The organism is Ruegeria sp. CF8, assembly GCF_056537285.1.
Genome location: NZ_JBQFRG010000002.1, coordinates 105,081 through 130,727, shown reverse-complemented (window position 1 = coordinate 130,727; position 25,647 = coordinate 105,081). Strand labels below are relative to the sequence as shown.

Annotated in this window: 20 protein-coding genes; 9 read left to right on the top strand and 11 right to left on the bottom strand. The window is 56.6% G+C overall.

Going from position 1 to position 25,647, the window contains the following annotated elements; translation table 11 throughout:
* The first annotated feature begins 54 nt into the window (after positions 1–54).
* Genes ACR0EV_RS05280 through ACR0EV_RS05265 form a run of 4 tightly spaced genes read left to right on the top strand, consistent with a single transcriptional unit; the run spans position 55 to position 3,991 of the window.
* A complete protein-coding gene (locus ACR0EV_RS05280) occupies positions 55–537 on the top strand; it encodes a tripartite tricarboxylate transporter TctB family protein (RefSeq protein WP_480799118.1) in 483 nt (160 codons plus the stop codon).
* 1 nt (position 538) lies between these two features.
* Positions 539–2,050, top strand: a complete 1,512-nt coding sequence (locus tag ACR0EV_RS05275) for a tripartite tricarboxylate transporter permease (protein WP_480799117.1) — start codon at positions 539–541, stop codon at positions 2,048–2,050.
* Complete coding sequence (locus ACR0EV_RS05270) at positions 2,043–3,227, top strand: CaiB/BaiF CoA transferase family protein (protein WP_480799116.1); 1,185 nt, start codon at positions 2,043–2,045, stop codon at positions 3,225–3,227. Before ACR0EV_RS05275 ends, ACR0EV_RS05270 begins: the two co-directional genes overlap by 8 nt.
* Positions 3,224–3,991 carry a citryl-CoA lyase gene (locus ACR0EV_RS05265; RefSeq protein WP_480799115.1) on the top strand — a complete coding sequence of 256 codons (768 nt, stop codon included), beginning with the start codon at positions 3,224–3,226 and terminating at the stop codon, positions 3,989–3,991. The genes ACR0EV_RS05270 and ACR0EV_RS05265 overlap by 4 nt, the downstream gene beginning before the upstream one ends.
* A gap of 7 nt (positions 3,992–3,998) precedes the next feature.
* On the opposite strand, the gene ACR0EV_RS05260 is transcribed toward ACR0EV_RS05265, so the two are convergent.
* The 6 genes from ACR0EV_RS05260 to ACR0EV_RS05235 form a co-directional block, all read right to left on the bottom strand.
* The gene (locus ACR0EV_RS05260; protein WP_480799114.1) at positions 3,999–5,195 is read right to left on the bottom strand and encodes an acetate/propionate family kinase; all 1,197 of its coding nucleotides are present in this window, start codon (positions 5,193–5,195) and stop codon (positions 3,999–4,001) included.
* Positions 5,192–6,589 (bottom strand): bifunctional enoyl-CoA hydratase/phosphate acetyltransferase, encoded by a 1,398-nt coding sequence (locus ACR0EV_RS05255; RefSeq protein WP_480799113.1) that lies wholly within the window; start codon positions 6,587–6,589, stop codon positions 5,192–5,194. Before ACR0EV_RS05255 ends, ACR0EV_RS05260 begins: the two co-directional genes overlap by 4 nt.
* Before the next feature lie 172 nt (positions 6,590–6,761).
* The gene (locus tag ACR0EV_RS05250) at positions 6,762–8,939 is read right to left on the bottom strand and encodes a Tex family protein (protein ID WP_480799112.1); all 2,178 of its coding nucleotides are present in this window, start codon (positions 8,937–8,939) and stop codon (positions 6,762–6,764) included.
* A gap of 96 nt (positions 8,940–9,035) precedes the next feature.
* Positions 9,036–11,249, bottom strand: a complete 2,214-nt coding sequence (locus tag ACR0EV_RS05245; protein ID WP_480799111.1) for a PAS-domain containing protein — start codon at positions 11,247–11,249, stop codon at positions 9,036–9,038.
* Between the two features lie 3 nt (positions 11,250–11,252).
* Positions 11,253–12,422: an FIST N-terminal domain-containing protein gene (locus ACR0EV_RS05240; protein ID WP_480799110.1), complete on the bottom strand. Its 1,170-nt coding sequence runs from the start codon at positions 12,420–12,422 to the stop codon at positions 11,253–11,255.
* A gap of 46 nt (positions 12,423–12,468) precedes the next feature.
* On the bottom strand, positions 12,469–13,152 hold the full coding sequence (locus ACR0EV_RS05235; protein ID WP_480799109.1) for a response regulator: 684 nt from the start codon (positions 13,150–13,152) through the stop codon (positions 12,469–12,471).
* 230 nt (positions 13,153–13,382) lie between these two features.
* Between ACR0EV_RS05235 and ACR0EV_RS05230 the strand changes: the two genes are divergently transcribed.
* The 5 genes from ACR0EV_RS05230 to ACR0EV_RS05210 all read left to right on the top strand — a co-directional run bounded on the left by ACR0EV_RS05230 (position 13,383) and on the right by ACR0EV_RS05210 (position 17,920).
* Positions 13,383–13,907 (top strand): SRPBCC family protein, encoded by a 525-nt coding sequence (locus ACR0EV_RS05230; protein WP_480799108.1) that lies wholly within the window; start codon positions 13,383–13,385, stop codon positions 13,905–13,907.
* A 28-nt stretch (positions 13,908–13,935) separates the two neighbouring features.
* A complete protein-coding gene (locus ACR0EV_RS05225; RefSeq protein ID WP_480799107.1) occupies positions 13,936–14,418 on the top strand; it encodes a (2Fe-2S)-binding protein in 483 nt (160 codons plus the stop codon).
* Between the two features lie 10 nt (positions 14,419–14,428).
* Positions 14,429–14,635: a hypothetical protein gene (locus ACR0EV_RS05220; protein WP_480799106.1), complete on the top strand. Its 207-nt coding sequence runs from the start codon at positions 14,429–14,431 to the stop codon at positions 14,633–14,635.
* Positions 14,636–14,674: 39 nt separating this feature from the next.
* Positions 14,675–17,035 (top strand): xanthine dehydrogenase family protein molybdopterin-binding subunit, encoded by a 2,361-nt coding sequence (locus tag ACR0EV_RS05215; protein WP_480799105.1) that lies wholly within the window; start codon positions 14,675–14,677, stop codon positions 17,033–17,035.
* 93 nt (positions 17,036–17,128) lie between these two features.
* Positions 17,129–17,920 (top strand): FAD binding domain-containing protein, encoded by a 792-nt coding sequence (locus tag ACR0EV_RS05210; RefSeq protein WP_480799104.1) that lies wholly within the window; start codon positions 17,129–17,131, stop codon positions 17,918–17,920.
* A 141-nt stretch (positions 17,921–18,061) separates the two neighbouring features.
* Here ACR0EV_RS05210 and ACR0EV_RS05205 read toward each other — a convergent pair whose 3' ends face one another.
* The 5 genes from ACR0EV_RS05205 to ACR0EV_RS05185 all read right to left on the bottom strand — a co-directional run bounded on the left by ACR0EV_RS05205 (position 18,062) and on the right by ACR0EV_RS05185 (position 25,540).
* Positions 18,062–19,888 carry a BCCT family transporter gene (locus tag ACR0EV_RS05205; RefSeq protein ID WP_480799103.1) on the bottom strand — a complete coding sequence of 609 codons (1,827 nt, stop codon included), beginning with the start codon at positions 19,886–19,888 and terminating at the stop codon, positions 18,062–18,064.
* Positions 19,889–20,482: 594 nt separating this feature from the next.
* A complete protein-coding gene (locus ACR0EV_RS05200) occupies positions 20,483–21,046 on the bottom strand; it encodes a sarcosine oxidase subunit gamma (protein WP_480799102.1) in 564 nt (187 codons plus the stop codon).
* A complete protein-coding gene (locus tag ACR0EV_RS05195) occupies positions 21,039–23,993 on the bottom strand; it encodes a sarcosine oxidase subunit alpha family protein (RefSeq protein ID WP_480799101.1) in 2,955 nt (984 codons plus the stop codon). Before ACR0EV_RS05195 ends, ACR0EV_RS05200 begins: the two co-directional genes overlap by 8 nt.
* Positions 23,990–24,277: a sarcosine oxidase subunit delta gene (locus ACR0EV_RS05190; RefSeq protein WP_171671459.1), complete on the bottom strand. Its 288-nt coding sequence runs from the start codon at positions 24,275–24,277 to the stop codon at positions 23,990–23,992. Before ACR0EV_RS05190 ends, ACR0EV_RS05195 begins: the two co-directional genes overlap by 4 nt.
* A gap of 12 nt (positions 24,278–24,289) precedes the next feature.
* On the bottom strand, positions 24,290–25,540 hold the full coding sequence (locus ACR0EV_RS05185) for a sarcosine oxidase subunit beta family protein (RefSeq protein WP_480799100.1): 1,251 nt from the start codon (positions 25,538–25,540) through the stop codon (positions 24,290–24,292).
* Positions 25,541–25,647: the final 107 nt, after the last annotated feature.

Genomic DNA, 25,647 nt, shown 5'->3' with positions numbered 1-25,647 from the left:
CAGAGCGGGCGACCGCTCTGCCATCCCCAATGACAGTTAAAAGGAGGGGGCCTCATGGCGCTGGATCGCTGGATCGCGCTCGTTCTTCTGGGTGTGTGTTTAACATATGGCTACGCCGCTTGGTTCACGATGGACAGTAGCCTTCCCCCTTTCATGCAGAGAAACCCCATCTGGCCTAGCACCTTCCCCAAAGTGTTGTCAGTTCTGGGTATCATCACCACCACGATCATTCTGCTGGGTTTTGAAAAGGCCGAACCCAAAGAGGCTGATATCGACTATCGTCGATTGGGTGAGTACCACCTTGATCAAGCGCTCATGCTACTCGCTCTGATGGTGATCTACGCGCTTTGCTTGCGCCCTGTTGGGTTTCTGATCTCGACCTCGGCTTTCCTGATCCTGGGATCATTCATTCTGGGCGAACGTAAGTGGCACATCATGCTACCCGTCGCTTTCATAGCAACCGGTGCCGTCTGGTATCTGGTGCAGGAAGTTCTTGGCATCTACATGCGCCCCCTGCCGGGCATTTTCGGAGGCTGACATGCTTGAAGGACTTCTGATCGGCCTGCAAACGGCATTCTCAATTCAGAACCTGCTGATGGTCATCGCAGGATGTCTGATCGGTACATTCATCGGCATGCTTCCTGGCCTCGGCCCGATGTCGATCATTGCCATTATGATCCCGGTGGCGATTTCCATGGGTGACCCTTCCGCCGCGCTGATCCTGTTGGCCGGTGTCTACTATGGTGCCATCTTTGGCGGCTCGACATCTTCGATTCTGCTCAACGCGCCGGGGGTCGCGGGCACAGTGGCCTCCAGCTTTGACGGCTATCCAATGGCTCGACAGGGCAAGGCAGGCAAAGCCTTGACTGTTGCCGCCATCGCTAGTTTTGCGGGCGGCACTTTGGGTGCGGTCCTTTTGATGGTCTTCGCCCCTGCCCTGTCATCTGTAGCATTGCTGTTCCACTCGGCAGAGTATTTTGCCCTGATGGTGGTCGGCTTGTCGGCGATTGCCGCCTTTGCAGGTACAGGTCAGGTGGCGAAGGCTGTCATCATGACAGTTTTAGGCCTGATCATGGCCACTGTCGGCGAAGGTGCGCTGTTCAACTTGCCGCGCTTCACTATGGGTATCATGGATCTGCAATCAGGCTTTGGCTTCATCACGCTTGCTATGGCCATGTTCGCTTTGCCCGAAGCACTTTTTCTAGTCTTGAAACCAAAGGACCTGAAAGGCGACGATGGTGAAATCAAGGACCTGCGGATCACCAAGGCCGAAGCCAAGGCCATCGCGCCTGTGGTCGGTCGTCAATCGGTTCAAGGGTTCTTCATCGGCGTTTTGCCTGGCGCAGGCGCAACCATTGCCAGCTTTCTGGGTTATGCGGTCGAGCGCAACATCGCGCCGAAAGAGGAGCAGGAAGAATTCGGCAAAGGGTCAATCAAAGGGCTGGCCGCACCCGAAACAGCGAACAACGCCGCGTGTACCGGTTCATTCGTGCCACTACTGACGCTGGGCATTCCCGGCTCTGGCACGACGGCGATCCTGCTTGGCGCATTGATCGCTTTGAACGTCACGCCCGGCCCGCGTCTGATGCTGGATGAGCCGCAGATTTTCTGGGCCGTGATCATGTCGATGTTCATCGGCAACCTGGTTCTGCTGGTACTGAACCTGCCGCTGATCCCATATATCGCCAAAGTTCTCTCGGTTCCGCGCAACTATCTGATCCCCTTCATTCTGTTCTTCACACTGATGGGGGCCTATATCGGGCAGAACAATGCGACAGAGCTTTTGATACTTGTTGGCTTCGGTGTCTGCGCCACAGCGTTGAAATTCGCCGATTATCCGCTGGCGCCGCTGCTGATCGGTTTCATCCTTGGCGGAATGATGGAAGACAATTTCGCGCGCTCCATGCAGCTTTACGACGGCATCGCGTTTATCTGGGAACGCCCGATGACTCTGGGCCTGCTGGTTATCGCGGTACTACTGGTTCTTCTACCCAGCTATCGCGCGCGCCGAGCGCGGGCGCGGGCTGCCGGAGTTGCCGAAGGTGACTGAACCGCTGGCAGGAATACGGGTCCTCGATCTGACAAATGTCCTTGCGGGCCCGTATTGCTGCTATCAGCTGGCGCTGATGGGTGCCGAAGTGATCAAGGTCGAACGCCCCGGCGGCGGCGATCTTGCCCGCGTTCTGGGCGCTGATCCCAACAGAAACAAGGTGGGCATGGGGATCAGCTTTCTGGCGCAAAATGCTGATAAGAAATCGATAACGCTCGATATGAAATCGGAAAAAGGCAAGGCGTTGCTGAAACGCCTTGTCCAAACCGCAGATGTTCTGGTCGAAAACTTCCGGCCCGGTGTTATGAATCGGCTTGGTCTGGGTTACGACGTATTGCGTGAGGTCAATCCAAACCTAGTCTACTGCGCCATAAGCGGGTTCGGCCAGGATGGCCCGCGCAGGGATGATCCGGCTTACGATCAGATCGTTCAGGGCATAAGTGGCGTGATGTCTATCACCGGGGCGCCAGACACTGCGCCCTATCGCGTTGGTTACCCTTTGGCGGATACGGTCGGCGGCATGACGGCCGCTTTTGCCGTGTCTGCTGCTCTGAACGCGAACCCGCGTGGGACTTTTCTGGATGTTGCGATGTCCGAAGCTGTTATTTCCACAATGGGTTGGGTCGTGTCGAATTTTTTGGTCGGTGGTGTCGCACCCGCAGCGCATGGAAATGAAAACACGACGTCTGCACCATCGGGTACGTTTGCCACGCGCGACAGCCCGATCAATATCGCCGCCAACCGAGATGAACAGTGGCACGCCCTAGCAAGCCATCTGGGGCGGGACGATCTGCTAGACAACCCCGACTACGCAACCCGCGAAGACCGTAAACATAACCGCCACGCCTTGCGTGGAGCGCTGGAGCAGACCCTTCGAACCAGACCGGCAACAGACTGGGTTCGGGAACTCAACGCAATTGGCGTGCCAACCGGGCAGGTTCTAAGCGTGCCCGAAGCTCTTGCCGATGAACAACTTTCTGGTCGCGGCCTGATCGGGTCCGTGCGGGTTCAAAGCGAAGACATGAAGCTTGCGGGAAGTCCCGTTGTCATGGACGGCGCGCGGCGCATGCCACAAAGTGCACCACCTGAACTGGGGGCTGACAACAATGCGATCTGGTCTGAAATCGGATTGTCCGACGCAGAAATTGATGCGTTGAACAAGGAGGGGGTCATATGAGCGATGTTTCCGATTGGTGGACGACATCCATCATCGACATGGAGCCCGGCCGGATCGATCTGCGGGGTGAGTCAATCCAGAACCTGATAGGAGACCTCAGCTTCGCCGAAATGATCTGGTTCATGGTGCGCGGAGATCGCCCCTCGGACGCGCAGGCCCGATTGTTCGAGGCCGCGTTGGTCGCGGCGGTGGACCACGGCCCACAGGCCCCCTCAATCGCCACGGCCCGCATGGCCGTGACCTGTGGTCTGCCCCTCAACAACGCGATGGCAAGTGCCGTAAACATGTTGGGGGACGTTCACGGCGGCGCTGGTGAGCAAGCCGTTACTCTCTACCACTTCGTGGCGGAACACCCTGGTGGTTTGGAGCAGGCTCTGGACGACTGGATTGAAAGCGAAGGAAAGATACTACCGGGTTTTGGCCACCGGTTTCACACCCCAACAGATCCGCGTGCTCCGCGCCTGATGGCAATGGTTTCCAACGCCGTAAAGGACCAAGCGTGTGATGGCCGGTTCATGCGGATTGGACAAGCGATCGAGGCGGAATTGGCCAAGCGGAAGGGAAAACCAGTTCCGATGAATATAGATGGCGCCACTGCCGTTATCTACGCTGAGCTTGGATTTGCGCCCCCGCTGGCGCGTGGTCTGTTCTGCCTGTCCCGATCTGTTGGAATTCTGGCCCATGCGTGGGAACAGATGCAGCAAGGGGGCCGTAACAAGGGCCCGACACCACCCGCCTATCGCTGGACTTATAAGCCTTCATAAACCGCCGCTACGCGGTTTTCAGGTGTGGGCGACCGGCCAACAGGTCCGCTGCGGCGCGGGCAATCATCAACTCTTCATTCGTCGGGATCGCCATAACAACCACGCGCGATAAATTGGTCGAGATGATCCGGTCGTTATCTGCATTTGCGTCCGGGTTCAGTTCGATACCGAGCCATCCCATTCCGGAACACACCCGTTCACGTACCAGACGCGAGTTTTCTCCGATCCCGCCGGTGAACACCAGGGAATCGATACCGCCCAGGATAGCTGCCATCGCCCCAAGTTCCCGCCGAATACGGAAGGTGAAATAACTGATGGCCTGACGGCTTTCGGGGGTGTCTGCCTTTTCCAATGTGCGCATATCATTAGATAAACCAGAAAGGCCCAGTAGACCCGACTTGCGGAACAAAAGGTCCGAGATTTCGTCGGCGCTTAGCCCTTCCTGATCCATCAGGTATAGGACTACGCCTGGATCAAGCTGACCGCATCGCGACCCCATCGGAAGCCCGTCGAGGGCCGAAAAACCCATGGTTGAGCCGACAGATCGCCCCCCGATCATTGCACACATCGACGCGCCATTCCCCAGATGAGCAACGACAACTCGCCCCTCGTGCAATAGCGGCGCTGTTTTAGCCATGTGATCCGAGATGTATTCATAGCTGAGGCCATGGAAACCATAGCGCCGGACACCCTTGTCGTAATACTCGCGCGGCAAAGCAAAAACGTCGTTTTCCCAGGGGTGATTACGGTGAAATGCCGTGTCGAAACAGGCGATCTGAACGGCGTTTGGAAACCGCTCCATCGCGGCCTTGGCCCCGGCCAGATTGTGGGGTTGATGCAAAGGCGCGAACGGAGACAGTTTGTCCAGCGCTTCAATCGAGGCGTTGGTCAACGGCAACGGCGCGTCGATGTCAGGGCCACCGTGGACGACACGATGCCCTACCGCAGTCACTTCGCTATTTGGGAAAGCGCGAGACAGCAGGTTTAATACCCAGTCCAGTGCTGCGGCGTGATCCCGGATTTCCCCTGCAGTACCGCTGGCGAGGACACTTCCATCGGAAGATTTCGCCTTAACCAGCGGTTCTTGCTCTCCGATCTGCTCAACCGCTCCTGTGCAAACCATGATCGGATCGACTTCGGTCAGCTTAAACAGGCCAAACTTCATTGAAGATGATCCAGCGTTTAGAGTCACGACATGTGTCATGCATGTGCTCCCGAAGGCGAATTGGTAAATGCGTCATGCAAGGCCGCAACGGCGCAAGAGGCCAGCCGCGCTTTGTCGTCATCAGCCCGGCTGGTCAGAATGATGGGCGCTTTGGCCCCCATCACCACCCCTGCCCCTTCGGCATTTGCGATATAGGTCAGTTGCTTGGCCATCATGTTCCCTGCATCCAGATTGGGTACAACCAGAATATCGGTTTTGCCTGCCACGTCCGATACGATCCCCTTGGACCGCGCGGCGGCAAGACTTACCGCGTTGTCCATAGCAAGAGGGCCATCAACCAGCCCGCCCGTGATCTGACCGCGTTCTGCCATTTTTGACAGCAAGGCCGCATCCACCGAAGAACGGATCGACGGATTGACGGTTTCGATGGCCGAAAGAATACCCGCCCTGGGATTCTCAATCCCCAACGACCGGGCCAGATCGATAGCGTTTTGGACAATATCAATCTTGGTTTCCAGATCCGGTTCGATGTTGATCGCAGCATCCGTCACCAATAACGGTCTGGGCTGTCCGGGCACGTCCATGACAAAGACATGGGTGAAACGGCGACCCGTTCGCAAACCATTTTCGCGCCTGAGCGCAGCCCTCAGCAATTCGTCCGTATGCAAGTGCCCTTTCATCAAGGCTTTTGCTCGGCCTGAAGCCACAAGATCGACTGCAGTGTTGGCAGCGCTGAAATGATCGCCTTGAGGTACAATTTCAAAGTCGTCTAAAGAGACCTCAAGTTCGCTAGCAGCAGCAGCAATTTTTTCAGGATCGCCGACGAAAATAGGAGTGATAATCGTCTCATGCGCGGCCAGTAGAGCGCCCCCCAAGGAGTTGGGCTCTTCCGGTGCTACGATGGCCGTAGGCATGGGTGGAAGTGGGCGGACCTTTTCCAGCATTGCGTCAAAATGCCGATGCCTTTTGACCACAAGCCCGGGCAATTCCAGTTCGGCAAACACCAGCTCTTTGTCGGGCGCGACCACAATTGCCTGCCCACTGACGATCACGGCACCATCAGACGGGCGTGACACGACCGTATCAAAGACAACCTCGCGGTTTGGTCGCTTTTCTATGACGGTGACCATGGACAGCAGCTCGTCGCCTGCGTGCGCCCGCTCCACAAACTCAAAGCTCTGCGATTTGTAGAGCGTCCCTGCCCCCGGCAGAACATTTCCCAAGACAGCCGAGATCAAAGCACCCACGAACATGGCAGGCGCGACCGCTTCGTTGATATGGTCGCCGTCACCATCTTCAGTCGCCAGATGCAGCGGATTATGGTTGCCGGAATTATTGGCGAACACATAAAAATCGTCGACCGAGCAGGTGCGAACCAGCTCGGCAGTATCGCCGACCTGAAGCTTGTCATAGGGTTTGTTGTGATACTGCATGAACTTTCGTTTCTGTTTCGGCACTTGGGGCGGCGCAGTGAACTCTCTTGCTGATACTCAGTTCAGCACTCAATGAAAACAAAGCAATATGGCCGCCCGTGTTGGTCGATACATTATGTCCGGTATGCAACGGCTTCGTGTCGCTGCGCCCGGAAACTGAGCACATTGCTGATCAGGTGCGCCTCTTTCCACCTCCGCCCTGTTTTCGCATCGTCAAACCGATCCGTTTTCTGGGCACATCCACCTCGACAACCCGGACCTTTACAACCTGCCCGGTTTTAACGACCTCATGTGGGTCTTTGACAAAGCGGTCCGCCAACTGGCTGACATGAACCAGCCCGTCCTGATGTACACCCACATCCACAAATGCGCCAAACGCGGCCACGTTTGTCACGGTGCCTTCCAATACCATTCCGGGCTTCAGGTCCGTGATCTCTTCGACGCCATCGGCAAAGGAAGCGGTGACGAAACTTGGGCGGGGATCGCGCCCGGGTTTTTCCAGCTCGGCAAAGATATCCCGAACTGTCGGCAGACCGAAATCTTCTGTCACGAACTGTTCCGCCCGCAGCCCCTTCAAAGCGCCATCGTGGCCCATGATGCGTCGAATATCGTGCCCACAAGCCGCCACAACACGTCGGGCGACGTCATATGCTTCGGGATGAACCGAAGACGCATCCAGCGGCTCTTCACCATCCCGGATACGCAGGAAGCCAGCGCATTGTTCGAACGCACGCGGGCCCAGCCGGGCGACGGACAACAGATCTTTGCGCGACTGAAACGGCCCGTTCAGATCGCGATGGGTGACGATGGCTTCCGCCTGAGCGGCGCCAAGACCAGAAACACGCGACAGCAACGGGGCTGAGGCGGTATTCAGATCGACCCCAACGGCGTTCACCACATCTTCAATCGCGGAATCCAGTGACTGGGAAAGCCGGTGTTGATCTACGTCGTGCTGATATTGCCCAACGCCGATGGATTTGGGCTCGATTTTGACCAGCTCCGCCAATGGGTCCTGCAACCGCCGTGCGATGGAAACGGCCCCGCGCAGCGAAACATCCAGATCCGGAAACTCGCGCGCAGCAAGTTCCGATGCGGAGTAAACCGAGGCACCGGCCTCGGACACCACCACTTTTGTCGGCGCTTTCACCGTCTTCGGCAGCAAGGCAAGCGTATCTGCAACCAGTCGCTCGGTTTCGCGACTGGCGGTCCCGTTCCCGATGGCGATCAGTTCGATCTGGTGGGCCGAGATCAGATTGAGAATGGCCGCCTGTGCCCCACGCAGATCGTTCTTTGGCTGAAACGGATAGAGCGTGTCGGTGGCCACCACTTTCCCGGTTGCGTCAACAACAGCTGCCTTCACACCTGTACGGATACCCGGATCAAGGCCCAACGTCGCCTTGGCCCCGGCCGGTGCTGCAAAGAGCAAATCTTTGAGATTGCGCGAAAAGACTTGAATGGCCTCGTCCTGCGCACGACTGCGCAGATCCCCCATCAGTTCGACCATCATGGACAGCGAAAGCTTGACCCGCCATGTCCAACCGGCGACCTTGCGCAGCCATGCATCCCCCGGCCCCTTGCCACGCGTTTGCAGATGAGCGGCAACAATTGTTTCGGCACGCGCTGCGCCGAATTCCGGTTCAGGAGCGATGTCCAACGTGACAATCCCCTCTTTTGAGGCGCGCAACATGGCAAGCGCTCGATGCGACGGTACATCGGCCCAAAGCTCGGAATGGTCGAAGTAATCGCTGAATTTTGCGCCTTCCTTTTCCTTGCCGTCGATAACCTTGGCACTCAGAATGGCTTCGCGCTGCATGAAGGCCCGCAGTTCCCCCAACAGGACAGCGTTTTCCGTCAATCGCTCGGTCAGAATATCCCGAGCTCCGTTCAACGCGTCGCGCTGGGTCGGTACGGCCTCGGAAAGATATGCCTCGGCAAGCATCTCGGGCTCTGCATTGCGGTCGGCCAGAATAGCATCCGCCAAAGGCTCCAGCCCGTTTTCACGCGCAATCATCGCCTTGGTGCGCCGCTTGGGTTTGTACGGCAGGTAGATGTCTTCCAATTGCGCTTTGGTCTCGGCCCGCGCGATGGATTTGCTCAGATCCTCGGTCAGCTTCCCCTGATCCCGGATCGAGTTCAGGATTGTTTCGCGCCGCGCCTCAAGTTCGCGCAGATAGGTTAGTCGATCAGAAAGTAAGCGCAATTGCGTATCGTCCAACCCGCCGGTGACTTCTTTCCGGTAACGGGCGACAAATGGCACGGTTGCGCCATCGTCCAGCAGTTTAATTGCGGCCCCGACCTGTTCGGAACGGGCGTTGATCTCGATAGCAATTGTGTGGGCGATACGGTCCAAGGGGGCCTCCTGAAAGGACGGTGGAAGAGTTTCTTAACCACCCGTTTCAGCAAGTGAAAGACCCGAGTCCTGTCGAGATCACAATAAATCGGACGGTTACTCGCGCTGCACAACCGAAGCTTCCAAAGTTGCCTTCAGCAATTGCGCATCAATGGGTTTGTACAGCAATGGAAGATCAGCCCGTGCGCAGTAATCGACAAGATCCGGGGACCTGTTGGCCGAAATGATGCACCCGGGTAATGGGCCAAACGCACGGGCCAGAGCGTTTACTGCATCGATTCCGGTTTCATCGTTGTTCAACTGATAGTCTGCTAAAATCACATCAGGCAGAATGCCTATTTCGTGCAAGAGTTGGACTGCACCCTCACCACTTTCGGCTTCCAGAACCTCAACGCCCCAGGCCTCGATGGTCATGCGCAAGGCACTGCGCAAGTTCTCGTCGTTTTCAATCAGCAAGGTGACTGTGTTGCACGGCAAACTGGGATTTGGTGTTTGACGTGCAGATGGAACGCGGGCCCCTGCCGGTTTTGTCTTTGTCAGAGGGATTTCAACCGAAAAACCGGTGCCTTTCCCAACCTCTGACCGCAAGTTGATCGGGTGGTGCAACAGACCGCAGGCCCGTTCGACGATCGCAAGACCCAAACCCATACCTTCCGCTGCGCTAGCATCTGAGTGTAAACGCTGGAACTCCTGAAAAACGGTGTCTCTGTGATCAGGCGCGATCCCAATACCGGTATCCCAAACTTCAAGAGACACAGTTTTCTTGCGCCGCCTGACACCGACCAAAACCTTTCCCGTTTCAGTATAACGGATCGCATTCGACAACAGGTTTTGCAGGATGCGCCGCAAATAGCTGGCATCACTGGTCACAACGGCGCTTGTGTCCACAAAACGCAAATCCAACCCTTTGGCCTGCGCAATCGGGCGAAATGCATCTTCGATTTGAGAAAACATCTGCCCTAGTGAAACCGGCGACAAATGTACACGGGCCCGTCCCGAGTCCAGTTTCGAGATGTCCAGCAAAGCCTCGAGAATGTGTTCCACGCTGTTCAAGGCGCTCTCCGCTTTTGCGGCAACCGTCTGAGCATCCACTTGGTTCAATCCACTGCCCAGTGAAGCGACGTAAAGTTTTGCAGCCGACAGAGGTTGCAGCAAATCGTGGCTGGCGGCGGCCACAAATCGCGACTTTGATGCGTTTGCTCGTTCGGCTTCGTTTAGTGCATCCGCCAGCTCCATCGTGCGCGAAGCAACGCGCTGTTCCAGCAGTTCCTTTGCCTCATAAAGCGCCTCGGCTGATTTTCGTTCCGCCGTCACGTCGGTGAACGAGATCACAAACCCTCGGTCCGGCATTTCCTGAGCAAAAACAGACAGGATTTTGGAACGACCCCGATGCACCTGAAACTGCAGCGGCCGACGTGAGGTTCTTCGGCGAACCCAATTCAGCAAATCCTGTTCATTTATTCCCTTTTGAAACGAAATGTTTGCGCTAAGGCGTTGAGACAACGTGTCAAAACGTGTTCCCATCTGAAACTGGGTGATTGGAATGGCCAGCAACTCGCTGGCGCGATTGTTCCACCCGATCAGGCGGTGTTTGTTGTCAAAAATACAAACGCCCTGTTCGATGTGTTCCAAGGTTGCCCGGATCAGCCGGGCCTTGTCATCCAGAATCCGGTCCCTCTCTTGCCGTTCGATGCGCATAATATCGGTCACATCGGTTTGCAGGATCACAGTGCCACCATCCGGGGTGCGGTGTTCGGACACCTGCACCCAGCGATTGCCAACCAGTCGGACGTTAAAGACCACGTGATCTTCGCTATGTCGGTCCAGACGGGCTTGCCCCCAATCATCTGGGGTTATCCCTTCCGGCAACGACAAGAATTTGGACTGGCTCAACAACTGGACATAGTCAGCAAAGCCGAGCCCCGGGTTCAGCTGCTTTTGAATGTCAGGCATATGCGACCCGAAACGGCTGTTGCAAAGCACCAGTCGCTCATCCCGATTGAACAGGGCAAACCCTTCCTGCACCGTTTCGATTGCATTGGCGAGGTCGGCCCGCGCGGCCTCGGTTTCCTTATTGGCATGCGCCAACCTCGCATTGGAGTCGTTCAACAGCTCGAGCGCGCGTTCAAGATCGTCTGTTCGGGCGCGGACCTCTTGTTCCAGAACGGCCGCACGTTGGAACTGCGCATAAGCGGCCCCAGACGCATCGGTTGACTCTTCGACGCGCCGCATCAAGGCCTCGACGATTTTGCGTAGCTTCTCGTTCTGACGCTCTATGGAGTCGGTGGGATCTGTGAGATGCTCGATCATGGGCTACTCATTCTCGGGCGGGTAGATCGCGACACCTGTAAGGGTCTGGTTTACGTGGATCGAATTGTATTGTTCGCCATAGGTCGAGAACCCAAACACATGGTTGCGCGCCAGAATGTCCGAGATGTCCCGCGTTTTCTGTTTTTCCTGCGCTTCCAATCGGCGCAGTATACAGTCACAGCCCAGGATCGTGTCGGGTTGTTGCCTTTCGGACAGAGCCCCGATTTCCTCCTCCAGATGTTCAACCATGTCCCGCGGCTCTGCCAGCGTCAGAACAAGACCTTCATCAATGGCCGAGAAAAACACCAAATCCCCATTACCCGCCACCTGCTGAATCGCGCGTACATGGTGCTGCCCACCGATTTGAACGACCACAGGATGGGCGGCGAATGTAAAGGTTGTCAGTTGCTCTGGGTCTTTGCCCAGTATGCGCGCATATTCGCGCGCGGCTGGTTCTGCGTTGATCTCCTGCACGATCCGCTTGGCCGGATCTGCTTTGGTTACCACCATTCGCCGCTGGGCTGGAACAAGGTGATCGGTTTTGAACACCCTGATCGGACAGCGTGTGCGAACCTGGGTCAGAATAGCAGCATTGCTGCGCGCGCGGCCTTCGTGCAGCACGTAAGTTTGCCCAAAAGCCGTGCCATCGCCAGCTGAACCACCAAACAGAGGCACAGGCCCCAAGCCAACTGCAAGCTCAGAGGTCAGTGCATCCTCTTTGGTCGACAATCCGTCAATCATCAGGAATGTGAACTCATGGGGCCAGTCGGGCGAGGACTCCATCATGGAATGACGGTTGTTGATCATCTTGTTGATAATGTTCTCAGCATCGAAATCGTCCAGGTCGGGAACTAGGACGGTGCGGGTTTCAAAATGACTCTTTGGCATGGCAAGTGCGACGATCTTGCCTTCGCTATAGCCATCGTCGGCCAGCTCTCCGGCCGTGGTGCAACCCACGACGGGTGTTGGAGCAAAAACCTCCTCAGCCTCCGATATGACGGCAGACGCATCCGCCTTTGAGCTCACGAATAGAATGACGAGCGCAAAAGGCCCGTCACCCAGGTTACGTTCAAGCGTCTTAACTGCCTGAGCGCTGTCGTATTGGACGAAAGCCGTTCTGACAATGCCTGGCGCACGGGCCGGGGCTTCTGCCCACCCGAAAGCTTGGTCCATCGTGCCTCCTCCCTCAAAGCGCGACGATGGGGCGAGACTATGACGCTTAGCCCTGCTCTTGCAAGACACTGGCAAAAGACGCTTTCTTGGCAATCAAAACCGCCTGCGTGCGGCTCTGCACACCCAATTTTCGCATGATTGCAGTCACATGCGCCTTTACTGTCGTCTCGGCTATTGAAAGATCATACGCGATTTGCTTGTTTAGCTTGCCTTCACAGATCAGCTGTAGAATACGCGATTGCTGATTTGTCAGCGTTGCCAAACGATTGACCGCATCGCTGTGTTCATCGTCGTCTTCCGTTTCAATCAGCACGCAGCCTTCAGGTACAAAGATATTGCCGGATTGCACCGTCTCGATCGCGGTTCGGAATACGTCGCGTTGACTGTGCTTGGGCACATAGCCGGACGCCCCGGCCTGTATCACCTGGCTGACGACGCGACTGTCCGTCAGCGAAGACACGACGATAACCGGAACACTCGCGGTCGCTTTCAGGCGGACCAGCCCGTCCAGCCCATCCACGTCCGGCAAGTTAAGGTCCAGCATGACGGCGTCCGGCTTCAACCCCTGCGCCAGTAGGTCCATAGCCCCTTCCAGTCTGTCTGCTGTGTAGATGTCGCCGATCTGCGCGACAGTTTGCAACGTCATCGAAAGCGCGTCGCAGAACAGGGGATGGTCATCAACAATCAGTACGTTCTTGAAATCTGCCCGGCGGGCGGAATCGGCAAGCATTTGGTATCGCCTTTTGTAATCGGGTTGGCTCCAGCCTAAACAATCCTAACACTCAATGAAAACCACCCCTACTGGGCGAAGGTCGTAGATGACAAATGCGTTGCCTGCGGCGCAATGGGGCGTCAGAGTGGTTAACATTGCCCCCGCGCACGGTCGTGACTACGCCCAAGGTCTTATAGGCATGGCAGTCAACACCGCGTAGCGTAACAAAAAATGTTCGGAGACGTTTAATGGAACTCAGTGACAGTCGCGTCATAGCCGCGCCACGAGCCAAGGTCTGGGATGCGCTCTTGTCGGCAGACGTTCTGAAGGAATGTGTGCCGGGGTGTCAGGAAATGACAGGCTCGGTTGAAGAAGGTTTCGAAGCGACAGTCGTGCAGAAAGTGGGACCTGTCAAAGCGACCTTCAAAGGGGCCGTTACCCTTTCCGATCTCGTGGCGCTTGAAAGCGTGAAGCTCTCGGGTGAAGGTAAGGGCGGAGCGGCAGGGTTCGCCAAAGGGTCTGCAGATGTCAGTCTGGCAGACGCCCCCGAAGGTACTTTGCTGACATACAATGTCGACGCGCGTGTTGGCGGCAAGCTGGCCCAGTTGGGAGGACGGGTCATCGACGGCGTTGCCAGAAAACTGGCTGATCAGTTTTTTGAGAATTTTCAGAACGCGGTCGAACCTCAACCAGAGCCCGAGGCGGAAACTTCGGATGACGGTGAGGAAAAGGAAGAAAAGAAAGGCTGGTTCAAACGCGTATTGGGCGATTGAACCAAAAGAATTCAGGGAGGAGAAATTCATGAAGATTTCAATGACCGTGAACGGCAAAGCCGTAAGCGGAGACGTCGAAGGGCGGACTTTGCTGTCCGGGTTTCTGCGCGAGCATCTGTCTTTGACGGGCACCCACGTAGGTTGCGACACAGCGCAATGCGGTGCCTGCGTGGTGCATGTGAACGGCGAGGCCGTAAAGTCTTGCAACATGCTGGCCGCCGAAGCCGACGGGGCCGACGTGGCCACGATAGAAGGTCAGGCCAATGCGGATGGATCGTTGAATGTGATCCAGCAGGCGTTTCAGGACCATCATGGACTTCAGTGCGGGTTCTGCACTCCGGGGATGGTGATGAGCGCAGCCGCGCTGTTGAAGGACAACCCGCGCCCGACCGAGGCTGAAATCCGGAAGTATCTGGAAGGCAACCTGTGCCGCTGTACTGGCTACCACAACATTGTCAAAGCGATCATGGCCGCATCCGGTCAGGACGTTTCCAGCATCGCCGCCGAATAGAATGAAACGAATGAAGATCATTTTTCCTCTCTTCGTTTTTGCAGTGGTTTGCATGCTGTTTCTTCAGGGATGGACCATGTTTGTGGATTGGATCAATCCAGCTCCACATCAGCTGCAAGCTTTGGTGGTTTTGGGAAAATTGATCGTTTTGGCCTTTGCTCTCTCAGCCTTTTTCTTGGCTAGGAAGCGCACGGTCAGAAGTGGCGGGAGTGACTGACACCTCCGCCGTTCGAGATTTATGGGAGGAGAACAAGCAATGCCCAAAGACAGTGGCATCGGAGCCAGTTCCAAGCGGCGTGAGGACGTGCGCTTTCTGACCGGAGCAGGTAACTATACCGACGATATCAACGTACATGGCCAGGCCTATGTACATTTCCTGCGGTCCGACATTGCGCATGGTCGGATCAAATCAATAGACATCTCTGCCGCCGAAGCCATGCCCGGTGTGGTCAAGGTATTCACCGGCAAGGATTTCGAAGGCGTGGGCGGGATGCCCTGCGGCTGGGAAGTGACCGACAAGCACGGCGCACCCATGCAAGAGCCTCCGCATCCCATTTTGGCACAAGGCAAAGTGCGCCATGTGGGCGATCCGATTGCCGCTGTTGTGGCCGACAGCCTTGAGCAGGCGCGTGACGCTGCCGAAGCTATCGATCTGGACATCGAAGAACTTCCCGCTGTGATCGACATGAAGGCCGCTGCGCAGGATGGCGCGACGCTGGTTCATGACGATCTAAAAAACAACATCTGTTACGATTGGCAGTTGGGTGAAACTGACGACGCCAAGGTCGATGAAGTCTTTGCTAATGCCGCGCATGTGACGACGCTGGATCTGGTCAACAACCGTCTGGTCGCGAACCCGATGGAACCGCGCGTCGCCGTTGGTGAATACAAGCGTGGAACGGACGAGTATACTCTCTATACCACGTCGCAAAACCCACATGTGATCCGCCTGTTGATGTGTGCTTTTGTTCTGGGCCTGCCCGAGCATAAGGTGCGCGTTGTAGCCCCTGATGTAGGCGGTGGTTTTGGCACGAAGATCTTCCATTATGCGGAAGAAGCGTTCTGCACCTTTGCTGCCAAAGCCTGTGGTCGTCCGGTCAAATGGACCTCCAGCCGGTCCGAGGCGTTTATGTCAGATGCCCATGGCCGTGACCATGTCAGTACAATCGAACTGGCGCTGGATGCCGACAATAATTTCATCGGTCTGCGTACCAACACCTTTGCCAATTTGGGTGCGTATCTGTCGACCTTCTCAAGCTCGGTTCCAACCTGGCTGCATGGGACACTGATGGCGGGCAACTACAAAACGCCGGTCATTCAGGTGAATGTGAAGGCGATGTTCACCAACACGGTGCCGGTGGATGCCTATCGCGGTGCAGGTCGCCCCGAAGCGACGTTCCAGTTGGAACGCGTAGTGGATAAGGCGGCGCGCGAGTTGGGCGTCGACCCTATAGCGCTGCGTCGTCAGAACTTTGTCACTCAGTTCCCCTATGACACACCGGTGGCGCTGACCTATGACACCGGGGACTATAACGGGACGATGGACAAGCTTGAGGCCGTTGCTGATCTGGCAGGCTTTGCCGCGCGTCGCTCGCAAAGTGAAGCCAACGGTAAACTGCGGGGCTTGGGCATCAACTGCTACATCGAAGCCTGTGGCATCGCGCCATCCAACATTGTTGGGATGCTCGGGGCCCGCGCGGGTCTTTATGATGCAGCCACTGTTCGCGTGAACGCCACCGGTTCAATCAGTGTCATGGTCGGCGCACACAGCCACGGACAAGGACATGAGACCGCCTTCCCGCAGGTTGTGGCCGACATGATCGGCATTGATGAATCGATGGTCGAAATCGTACACGGCGATACATCAAAGATTCCGTTTGGCATGGGCACATACGGTTCTCGTTCGTTGGCTGTCTGCGGCTCGGCCATGGTCAAGGCAACTGAGAAGGTGATTGAAAAAGCCAAAAAGATCGCCGCGCACCTGTTGGAGGCGTCCGAAGCCGATATCGAGTTGAAAGACGGTCAATTCAGTGTGGCGGGCACCGACAAATCGGTGGCGTGGGGTGATGTAACCCTGACAGCATACGTCCCGCATAACTTCCCGCTGGAAGTAGAACCAGGATTGGAAGAGACCGCGTTCTATGACCCGGCCAACTTCACCTTCCCGGCTGGTGCCTATGCCTGTGAGGTCGAAGTGGATCCGGACACTGGTCAGGTCAGCATCGAAAAGTTCACGGCAGCCGACGACTTCGGTAACATCATCAATCCGATGATTGTTGACGGCCAAGTACATGGCGGGATCGGCCAGGGTATCGGTCAGGCGCTGCTTGAGAATTGCGCCTATGACGAGAATGGCCAATTGTTGAGCGCGTCTTACATGGACTACGCCATGCCGCGTGCGGATGATGTGCCGTTTTATGGTGTTGACCATTCCAGCCAGACGCCCTGTACGCACAATCCGCTTGGGGTGAAGGGTTGTGGTGAAGCTGGTGCAATTGGCTCGCCACCTGCTGTGGTCAATGCGGTGCTGGATGCATTGAACTCGGGCGGCAAGGCGGTGGATCACATCGACATGCCGATGAGCCCGTCTCGCGTCTGGTCGGCGATGAACAGCTGAGGTGTTGGGGTGCGAGGGGCCAGCCCCTCGCGCTCCCCGGAGTATTTCCAAAAAGATGAAGGCCAAAGAGCGCCTTTCGGAAAGGAAAACGAAATGTACAATTTCGAGTTTGAAAAACCCGCGACCATTGCCGACGCCGTGGCTGCGTTGGGGGCTGAGGACGCGCAGGCGTTGGGAGGAGGGCAGACCCTGATACCGACGCTGAAGCAGCGGCTTGCCGCGCCGTCCAAACTGGTGTCGATGAGTGGGATTGCCGAGATGCAGGGCGTCTGCGTTGAAGATGACGGCTCTGTCTCGATCGGTGGGGCAACGACACACGCTACTGTGGCGCGCGAGGCCGCGGGGACCTATCCTGCGCTTGCAGCGTTGGCCGGGCAGATCGGTGATCCTGCGGTGCGCAATCGCGGTACCATCGGTGGCTCGGTGGCCAATAACGATCCGGCGGCCTGCTATCCGGCCGGGGTTCTTGGATCTGCGGCAACCATTGTGACCAACACGCGCCAGATCGCGGCTGACGCGTTCTTTGAAGGTATGTTCAGCACCGCGCTTGAAGAAGGTGAAATCATCACTTCGATCCGGTTCCCTGTCCCGCAGGCTGCAAGCTATCAAAAGTTCCTGCAACCCGCGTCTCGGTTTGCACTGGTCGGCGTTTACCTAGCCCGTTTTGCGGACGGTGTGCGGGTGGCTGTCACTGGCGCAAGTGAGGATGGCGTATTCCGTTGGTCTGAGGCCGAAGACGCATTGAACAAGGAATTCCGTCCTGACGCATTGATGGATCTTCGGGTTAATCCGGCCAACATGATCTCAGACTTGCACGGTAGTAAAACGTATCGCGCGCATCTTGTGTCCGTGATGACCAAACGCGCGGTCGAAGCCTGCATGTAAGTTTTTGTACCAAAAACCCAAAAAGCCTCGGTTCAGTCCGGGGCTTTTTTCATGCCCGGCTGAAAATGTTCGCCTTAGTGCTTACAAGTAGTCAGGCCGCCCATTTGGACGGCCTGACAGATCTCAAGATAACTGGCCTGACTATTCAGCTGCCTGCGTACTCACTGATCCGTGTTTGTCACGCTGGCTGTCGCGGAACAGGGCTTTACCCAATGCAAGGCACATAAGACCCATCACCATGGTAAACGGCAGCGCGCCGATGATCATGGCGTTGCGCAATGCGTCCAGCGGGTTGTTCGCACCGGCTGCCAGGATCAGTGCACCGATCACTGCAGTCAGGATCACGCCCCAGATAATCCGATGCTTGACGCCGGTTTCCTGGCTGCCGCCGGACATGATGGTGTTCATAACCAAAATGCCTGAGTCAGCTGAAGTTACCAGAAAAGTCAGGATCAGGATTACGCACATCACGTTCAACATGGACAAGAGCCCCCCATCGATCATGTAGGACAGCGTCACGAACAGTTTGTTTGTGTTCGATGCACCGATGATCGCACCTTCGGCTGCGCCAGCCAGCTCAAGATCAATTGCTGTGCCGCCCAGAACAGTCATCCAGGCAAAGCAGACAAGCGCAGGCGCAAACACACAGCCCAGAATGAATTCACGCACGGACCGACCTTTGGAGATGCGCGCAAGGAACAGACCCACAAAGGGCGAGAACGCGATCCACCAGGCCCAGTAGAACGTGGTCCAACCAGCCTGCCAACCGAACTGACGCCCTTGTTCACCTGCAGCATATGCCGCCGCGAGAGTCGCTTCGTCCAACTGTGCTGCAGCGCCTTCCAAGCCACTTTTGAAGCCGTCAAAGCTGCCCCAAGCGTTGGTCGCACCACCCATGAGGTCGTTTGCGTGAGCTTGCGCTTCAGCAGGCAAAGCCGCTGCAAAGGCTTCCACCGATAGCGGACCATACGCGTTAAAGCTAAGCGAAAGGAAGTGCAGGATGTAATCGACCATCGCTGTCCCGTAGGTGGTCATGGCGAAAACGAACGAGCCAAAAACGATGAACGTACCCAGCAGGATGACCGAGAGAACAAGGTTCAGGTTTGACAGGTATTTCACGCCTCGACCAACGCCTGACACAGCAGACAGGATCGACAAGGTCATAATCACGACCAGCCCTGTGATCAGACCTACTTTGCTGGGGGTCGGCACCTCACCGCTCAGGTCCATGATCCAATCCATACCAGTGATGGCGTACAGACCGTCAATGAATTGGCTGACGCCGTATCCAATGGTGACGGAAACACCAAGGATCGTTGCAACAACGCCCAGAACATCGACCACATGGCCGAAAAAGCCGTTGACGAAACGACCGAACAGCGGGGTCAGGGCCGAGCGAATAGTCAGTGGCATATCACGAGTGTAAGCGTAATAGGCCAGCGACAATCCGGTCACGACGTAGATTGCCCAGGCATGGAAGCCATAGTGCAAATAGGTGAAGCGGTAGGCCGATTGCAGAGCTTCGGGCGAGTTGCCTTCAACCGCGCCAGATACCACCACGGGGTTCGACCCCCATAGCCCGAGGGGTTCAGCCGTGGCAAATACCATCAGTCCTACGCCCAGACCTGCGCCAAACATCATGGAGAACCAAGAAAAGTTCGAAAACTCGGGTTTTTCACCTGGCGTTCCCATAATCCGGCGTCCCGTTGCCGGAATGATTGCGACAATGGCGAGGAAAAAGAAAAACAGGCCTACAATGACAACATAGAAGCTGTTGAAAATTTCAAGCAGCTTTCCATTTAAACTGCCCAGAGTGCTGTTTGCATTAGCAGGGAAAACCAAGGCCCACAAAACCAGGCCGACCATGATCGCCTTGCTCAGCAATGCAATCGGGACGCTGTAATTCTCATAGAAACCGGCATTCGCCGTTTCTATTTCAACGTCCGTAAAGGGTTCAGGTATCGACATGTTGCTTGCTCCTCCTTGCATATGCCGTTTTGTTGGTGTGCGAAACTGAACTGAGAGGTGGCGGGGCACACAGCGAAACACTTTGTTGCACCAACCATACCATGAACGGGCTCCGCCCGCTTTGGTTTGAGCTACGGTAATTTCGCCACGTCTCCCGGCATGGCGTACCGTTGGATTCCTCCCGCTTTTTTTTTACTTGCGATGCTTCCGGTTCCGGGGGGCAGACTAAAAAGCCGCCGAACCTGAACTTAATGCCGCAAGAGTTTTTGCGTGTTTCGATTGGAGGACCCTATAAACGAGGTGGGAGCAGGTCATTCAAAAAACCGACGCTTACGTCGAGCGAAGCGACCAACACATTCACACACCTTAGTGTTAGCGGAACCAAATGGGGTTGGAACTCACCGACGTTTGGAACTGGCCGAAGCGGCCGGTCTGGCGCCGGGGTGGACGCGTCTTATTCAACCTATGCTGGCCTCAGGTCCGCTAGCGGCACATGCCACATTCAGTGTATCCAACCCGGAGATTTTTTCCTTGTCGAGCCGCGCCGTGCTTAAGTACACACCCGAACTGCCTCAGGCGTCTGGCGACTGAGCCTCACAAGCCCTTTGCTACTTCTGTCAACGCGTGATGCACTGAGATCGCGTAGCTGCGCGGTGCATAGACAGAAAAGGCCGTCCCCGCCTGATTGCAGCGCAGCAGGCATCCCACATGGTGAATTGCCGTACGGGTGAACGCCCCGGTCGACATCTGCTCAACATCAAGGACGGTAAGGCGTTGAAACAGGTCGACAACACCTTGTCCGAACACGTCAATCCGAACAAAGGCGTCCGTCTGATCCGTGACCGACGCGACGCCTGTCAGCTCATCCGCAAGGCGACGGGCCAAAACCAATGGACCGGTATACGCCTCTTCACACAAGTATTGATCCGCGCCAAGCCAGTGCAAACTGTTGGCTTCGCCGTCTTCGCTGCATCCAGGTGCCGGGATCGCGACAGAGCAAAGGCTGCCCAACTTGGCTTTCAGCGCCTCCTCCTGACCCAAACGGGCTGAGACCGACGCCAGGGCGATGTCGTCACGCTCCTGAAAGGTCAGCGCTCCAATCACATCCTTCCGAGGTTCAGTACCGCCCAAGGCGGTTTTGGCAACAAAATCACGCACGGAGCCTGTCTCCTTCAGGGTCAACGAAGTGAGCGCTGACAAGGGTTGCTTTGATGTTCGCGTTATCCACCGGGCTCACGATTTGAACCGTCTCGCCCAGACGCTGCGCGCCGCGCTGAACAAACGCAAGGCCGATGCTGCTGGACAAGTGTGGCGAATAGCCTGCCGAAGTGACGTAACCCTGATCGTTCTGCGGCAGATGCTGGGCTCCTTCCGCGAAGACATGCGATCCGGCCAATACGGTATCTGAAGTGTCAACGGGTTGGATGCCGACCAAAGCCAAGCCATCAGGATCAACCAAAGCCTCTCGTGCACTCAGCGGTGCACCGATACTGTCCTTTTTAGTCGAAACCATACGCCCCATACCCAAGTTATGAGCGCTGACAGTTCCGTTGAGCTCATTCCCTGTCACATGACCTTTCTCGATCCGCAACACACCCAACGCTTCCATCCCGTATGGGGTGACCCCCAAAGGCTGACCAAGCTCCATCAGGTGCCGGATCAGCGCGTCGCCGTACCGCGTGGGCACTGCAAGTTCAAAAGCCAACTCACCCGAGAACGAGATGCGGAACAACCGCGCTGGGATGCCGCCTGCAATGGTGATTTCGGCGCAACCCATGAAGGGAAAAGCTTCGTTGCTGATGTCAAACTCTCGATCAACGACCTGCTGCAACAGCTCACGAGATTTCGGGCCGGCAACAGCGAACTGCGCCCAGGCGTCAGTGGTCGAAATCAGCTGCACGTCCATGTCCGGGAACAGGCATTGATGTACAAATTCCATATGACGATAGACGCCCACCGCGTTGGCTGTGGTTGTGGTGACCACAAAGTGATCCTCGGCCAGACGCGCTGCAGTACCGTCATCCATAACAAGACCGTCTTCTCGCAGCATCAGCCCATAGCGGGTTTTGCCCACGGGCAGCTTGGCAAAACCGTTGCAATAGACCTTGTTCAGGAAGGCAGCTGCATCTGCACCCTGAACGTCGATTTTACCCAATGTGGTTACGTCGCAGACACCCACACTGCTGCGCACGGCCAAGACCTCGCGGTCCACCGATTGACGCCAATGGTTTTCACCGGGCTTGGGGAACCACTGCGCACGTAACCACGGGCCAACCTCGACAAACACAGCGCCTTGTTCTTCAGCCCATTGGTGGCTGGGTGTCAGACGGGTGGGTTTGAAATCTTTCCCGACCGAGCGTCCCGCCCATGCACCCATCGACACCGGCGAATACGGTGGTCGGAAGATGGTGGTGCCTGTTTCAGGTATGCTCTTACCCGTAATCTCGGCCATAACGGCCAACGCGCCTACGTTTGCTGTCTTGCCTTGATCCGTCGCCATACCCAGCGTGGTATAGCGTTTCAGGTGCTCGACACTTCGGAACCCTTCCTGCTCTGCCAGCTTGACGTCCTTGACCGTCACATCGTTCTGAAAATCCAACCAGGCGCGGCCCTTACCAGGCACATGCCAGAGCGGAGATATTTGGTATTCTTCGTCTTTGCTTTCCGGCAAATCGATCCGTTTGGCTTTGATCCCCAAATCTTTCAAGGCAGCAAGCGCCGCATCCTTGCCGGACGCAAGCGCGCCGGAATTGGTAAGCTCACCCGCCGCGGCCCCTGCAACACACATTCCCGTTGGCAGATCTGCCGACGGCACGAAAGCTGCAAGTGTGTCTGACCATTGCGGACGACCACGTTGGTGACACGTCAGTTGCACATTCGGGTTCCACCCACCCGAGACACCCAGCCCGCTTACCTCAATTGGTCGGGTCTGACCGTCGGACAATTGCACGGTGATCATTTTCAACCCTAGACGGCCCTGCGCATCCGTGACCTGTGCGCCCGCGAGCAATTCACATTCGGCAATACGTTGCGCGTCGTGACGAGGGTCGATCACAGCGACAACTTTTACCCCTGCGCGGATCAAGTCTTGCGCGGCAAAGTGGCCTTCGTCGTTGTTGGTGAAGATCGCAACACGCTGACCCGGTGTAACCGCCCAACGGTTTGCATATTCGCGCATCGCACCTGCCAGCATGATGCCCGGTCGATCATTGTTGGCGAACGCGATGGGCCGTTCCGTCGCCCCGGCACACAATACCGAACGCTTTGCGTAAACGCGCCACAGGATCTGCCGCGGCTTGCCCGCTTCGGGCACCGCCAGGTGATCTGACACGCGCTCGAGTGCACCAAAGATGCCATGATCGTACACACCAAACACAGTGGTACGCGTCAGCAGGCGGACATTGTCCATCGACGCCAGCTCACCCAACGTCTGAGCGACCCAATCGGCATTCGATACACCCTCGAACCGGTCGCTATCAGCCAGCAGGCGACCGCCCATCTGACTGTCTTCGTCCGCCAGAATGACGCGTGCCCCGGACCGGGCGGCCGTTAGTGCGGCGATCAATCCCGACGGACCCGCCCCGATCACAAGTACATCGCAATGCAGGTAGCCTTTGTCGTAGATGTCCGGATCGTCTTCTTGTGATAGGCTGCCCAAACCCGCGGCCTTGCGGATCATTGGCTCGTACAACTTTTCCCAGAACGCTTTAGGCCACATAAAGGTCTTGTAATAGAACCCTGCCGTCAGAAACGGCGACAACCGGTCGTTGATCGACATCGCATCAAACGCCAATGAGGGCCAGCGGTTCTGCGATTTCGCCTCAAGCCCGTCAAACAGTTCGATCGTTGTCGCGCGCGTGTTCGGTTCTTGCCTGTTGCCCGTTCGCAATTCGACAAGCGCGTTGGGTTCTTCCGAACCCGCAGCCAGAACGCCGCGTGGACGGTGATACTTGAAGGAACGGCCAACCAGCCGCACGTCATTGGCAAGAAGGGCCGAGGCCAGCGTGTCGCCCTGGAAGCCTTCGTACGACTTCCCATCGAAGGTAAAACGCAGCTTTTTCGAGCGGTCGACCAAGCCCCCTTGCACGCGATTTTTCTGAGTCATTTCCCGCGCCCCATCTTGCGGGCAACGTCCCGCGCCAGTTCCGTTGCCAGAATTTCATGCGTCAGCGTATTGCGGGTAACCACCAGCCAGGACCGGTCCCCCTGTTCATGAAACCAAAGCTCGCGATGCGTGCCCGCAGGGTTGTCCCGCAGGTAGACATAGTCGTGAAATTCGTCTTGCGCCGTTTCTGACTGCCAATCTGGCCGTTCGATCAACGAGGCGTCGCCCAGATAGGTGAACTCGGATGCATCGCGCGGGCCAAGCAATGGGTGATTGATGATCATGTCCTGGCTTCCTCAGTGCAGATTCGGTTGCGCGCCCGCGCCTCTTTCGTCAATCATTCGACCGGTTGTGAAGCGGTCGAGGCGATACGCGGTGGCGACCTCATGCGGGCGATCGGTGGCCATCAGATGCGCAAAGCAAAAGCCAGAGGCTGGCGTCGCCTTGAAGCCGCCGTAGCACCAACCGCCATTGAAATAGAGACCCTCAATGCCTGTGTGATCGATAAAGGGTGATCCATCCATCGACATATCCATCACACCGCCCCACATCCGAAGCAGGCGCGTTCGGCCTATCATCGGCATAACTGCCATGCCCCCTTCAACAACATCCTCTACCACCGGCAAATTTCCCCTTTGGGCGTAGGTGTTGTAGCCATCGATATCGCCACCAAACACCAGCCCGCCTTTGTCGGACTGGCTGATGTAAAAATGCCCTGCCCCATAGGTGATTACACCGTCCAGAACAGGCTTTAGACCTTCTGACACAAAAGCCTGCAAAACATGACTTTCGATAGGCAGACGCATTCCCGCATGCCCCATCACGCGACCAGACGAACCGGCAACGGCGACGCCTACCTTTTTGGCACCGATGTACCCTCGGGTGGTTTCAACCCCCAGAACTTTGCCGTTTTCGATGCGAAATCCGGTGACTTCGCAGTTCTGAATAATATCAACGCCCCGCTGGTCCGCCGCTCGTGCATAGCCCCAGGCCACACCGTCATGTCGCGCTGTGCCCCCACGCCGGTGCAGCAAGCCGCCGAGGATCGGGAACCGCGCGTTGTCAAAATTCAGGAAGGGATACATCGCGCGCACGCCCTCTGTATCCAGCAGTTCGGCACCGGAGTCGGTGAACATCATCGCGTTGCCCCGACGACGGTAGGCGTCGCGCTGCGAATCCGTGTGACAAAGGTTCAGAATGCCGCGCTGGCTTACCATCGCGTTATAGTTCAGGTCCTGTTCAAGGTTTTCCCAAAGCTTGAGTGAAAGCTCATAAAACGGCTGGTTGCCGTCCAGCAGGTAGTTGGCCCGGATGATGGTTGTGTTCCGACCGACGTTACCACCACCGATCCAGCCTTTTTCCAAGACCGCGATTCTGGCTGCACCGTGCTCTTTCGCCAGGTAGTAGGCAGTTGCCAAGCCGTGACCGCCACCGCCAATAACGATGAAATCATAGTCTGATTGCGGCTCGGGATCTCGCCACGCGGGGCCCCAACCCCTGTGACCATTCAGAACCTGTCGCAAAATAGCGAGTGCCGAATACCGCATATGGATGTGTTCCTAACTGTCTGTGCACCGACGCATCTTGATGCACCCGAATGGCCGCGTCAGTGCTTATTCCGTCATACACTTTAACAAGAGCGACAATTTGTAGA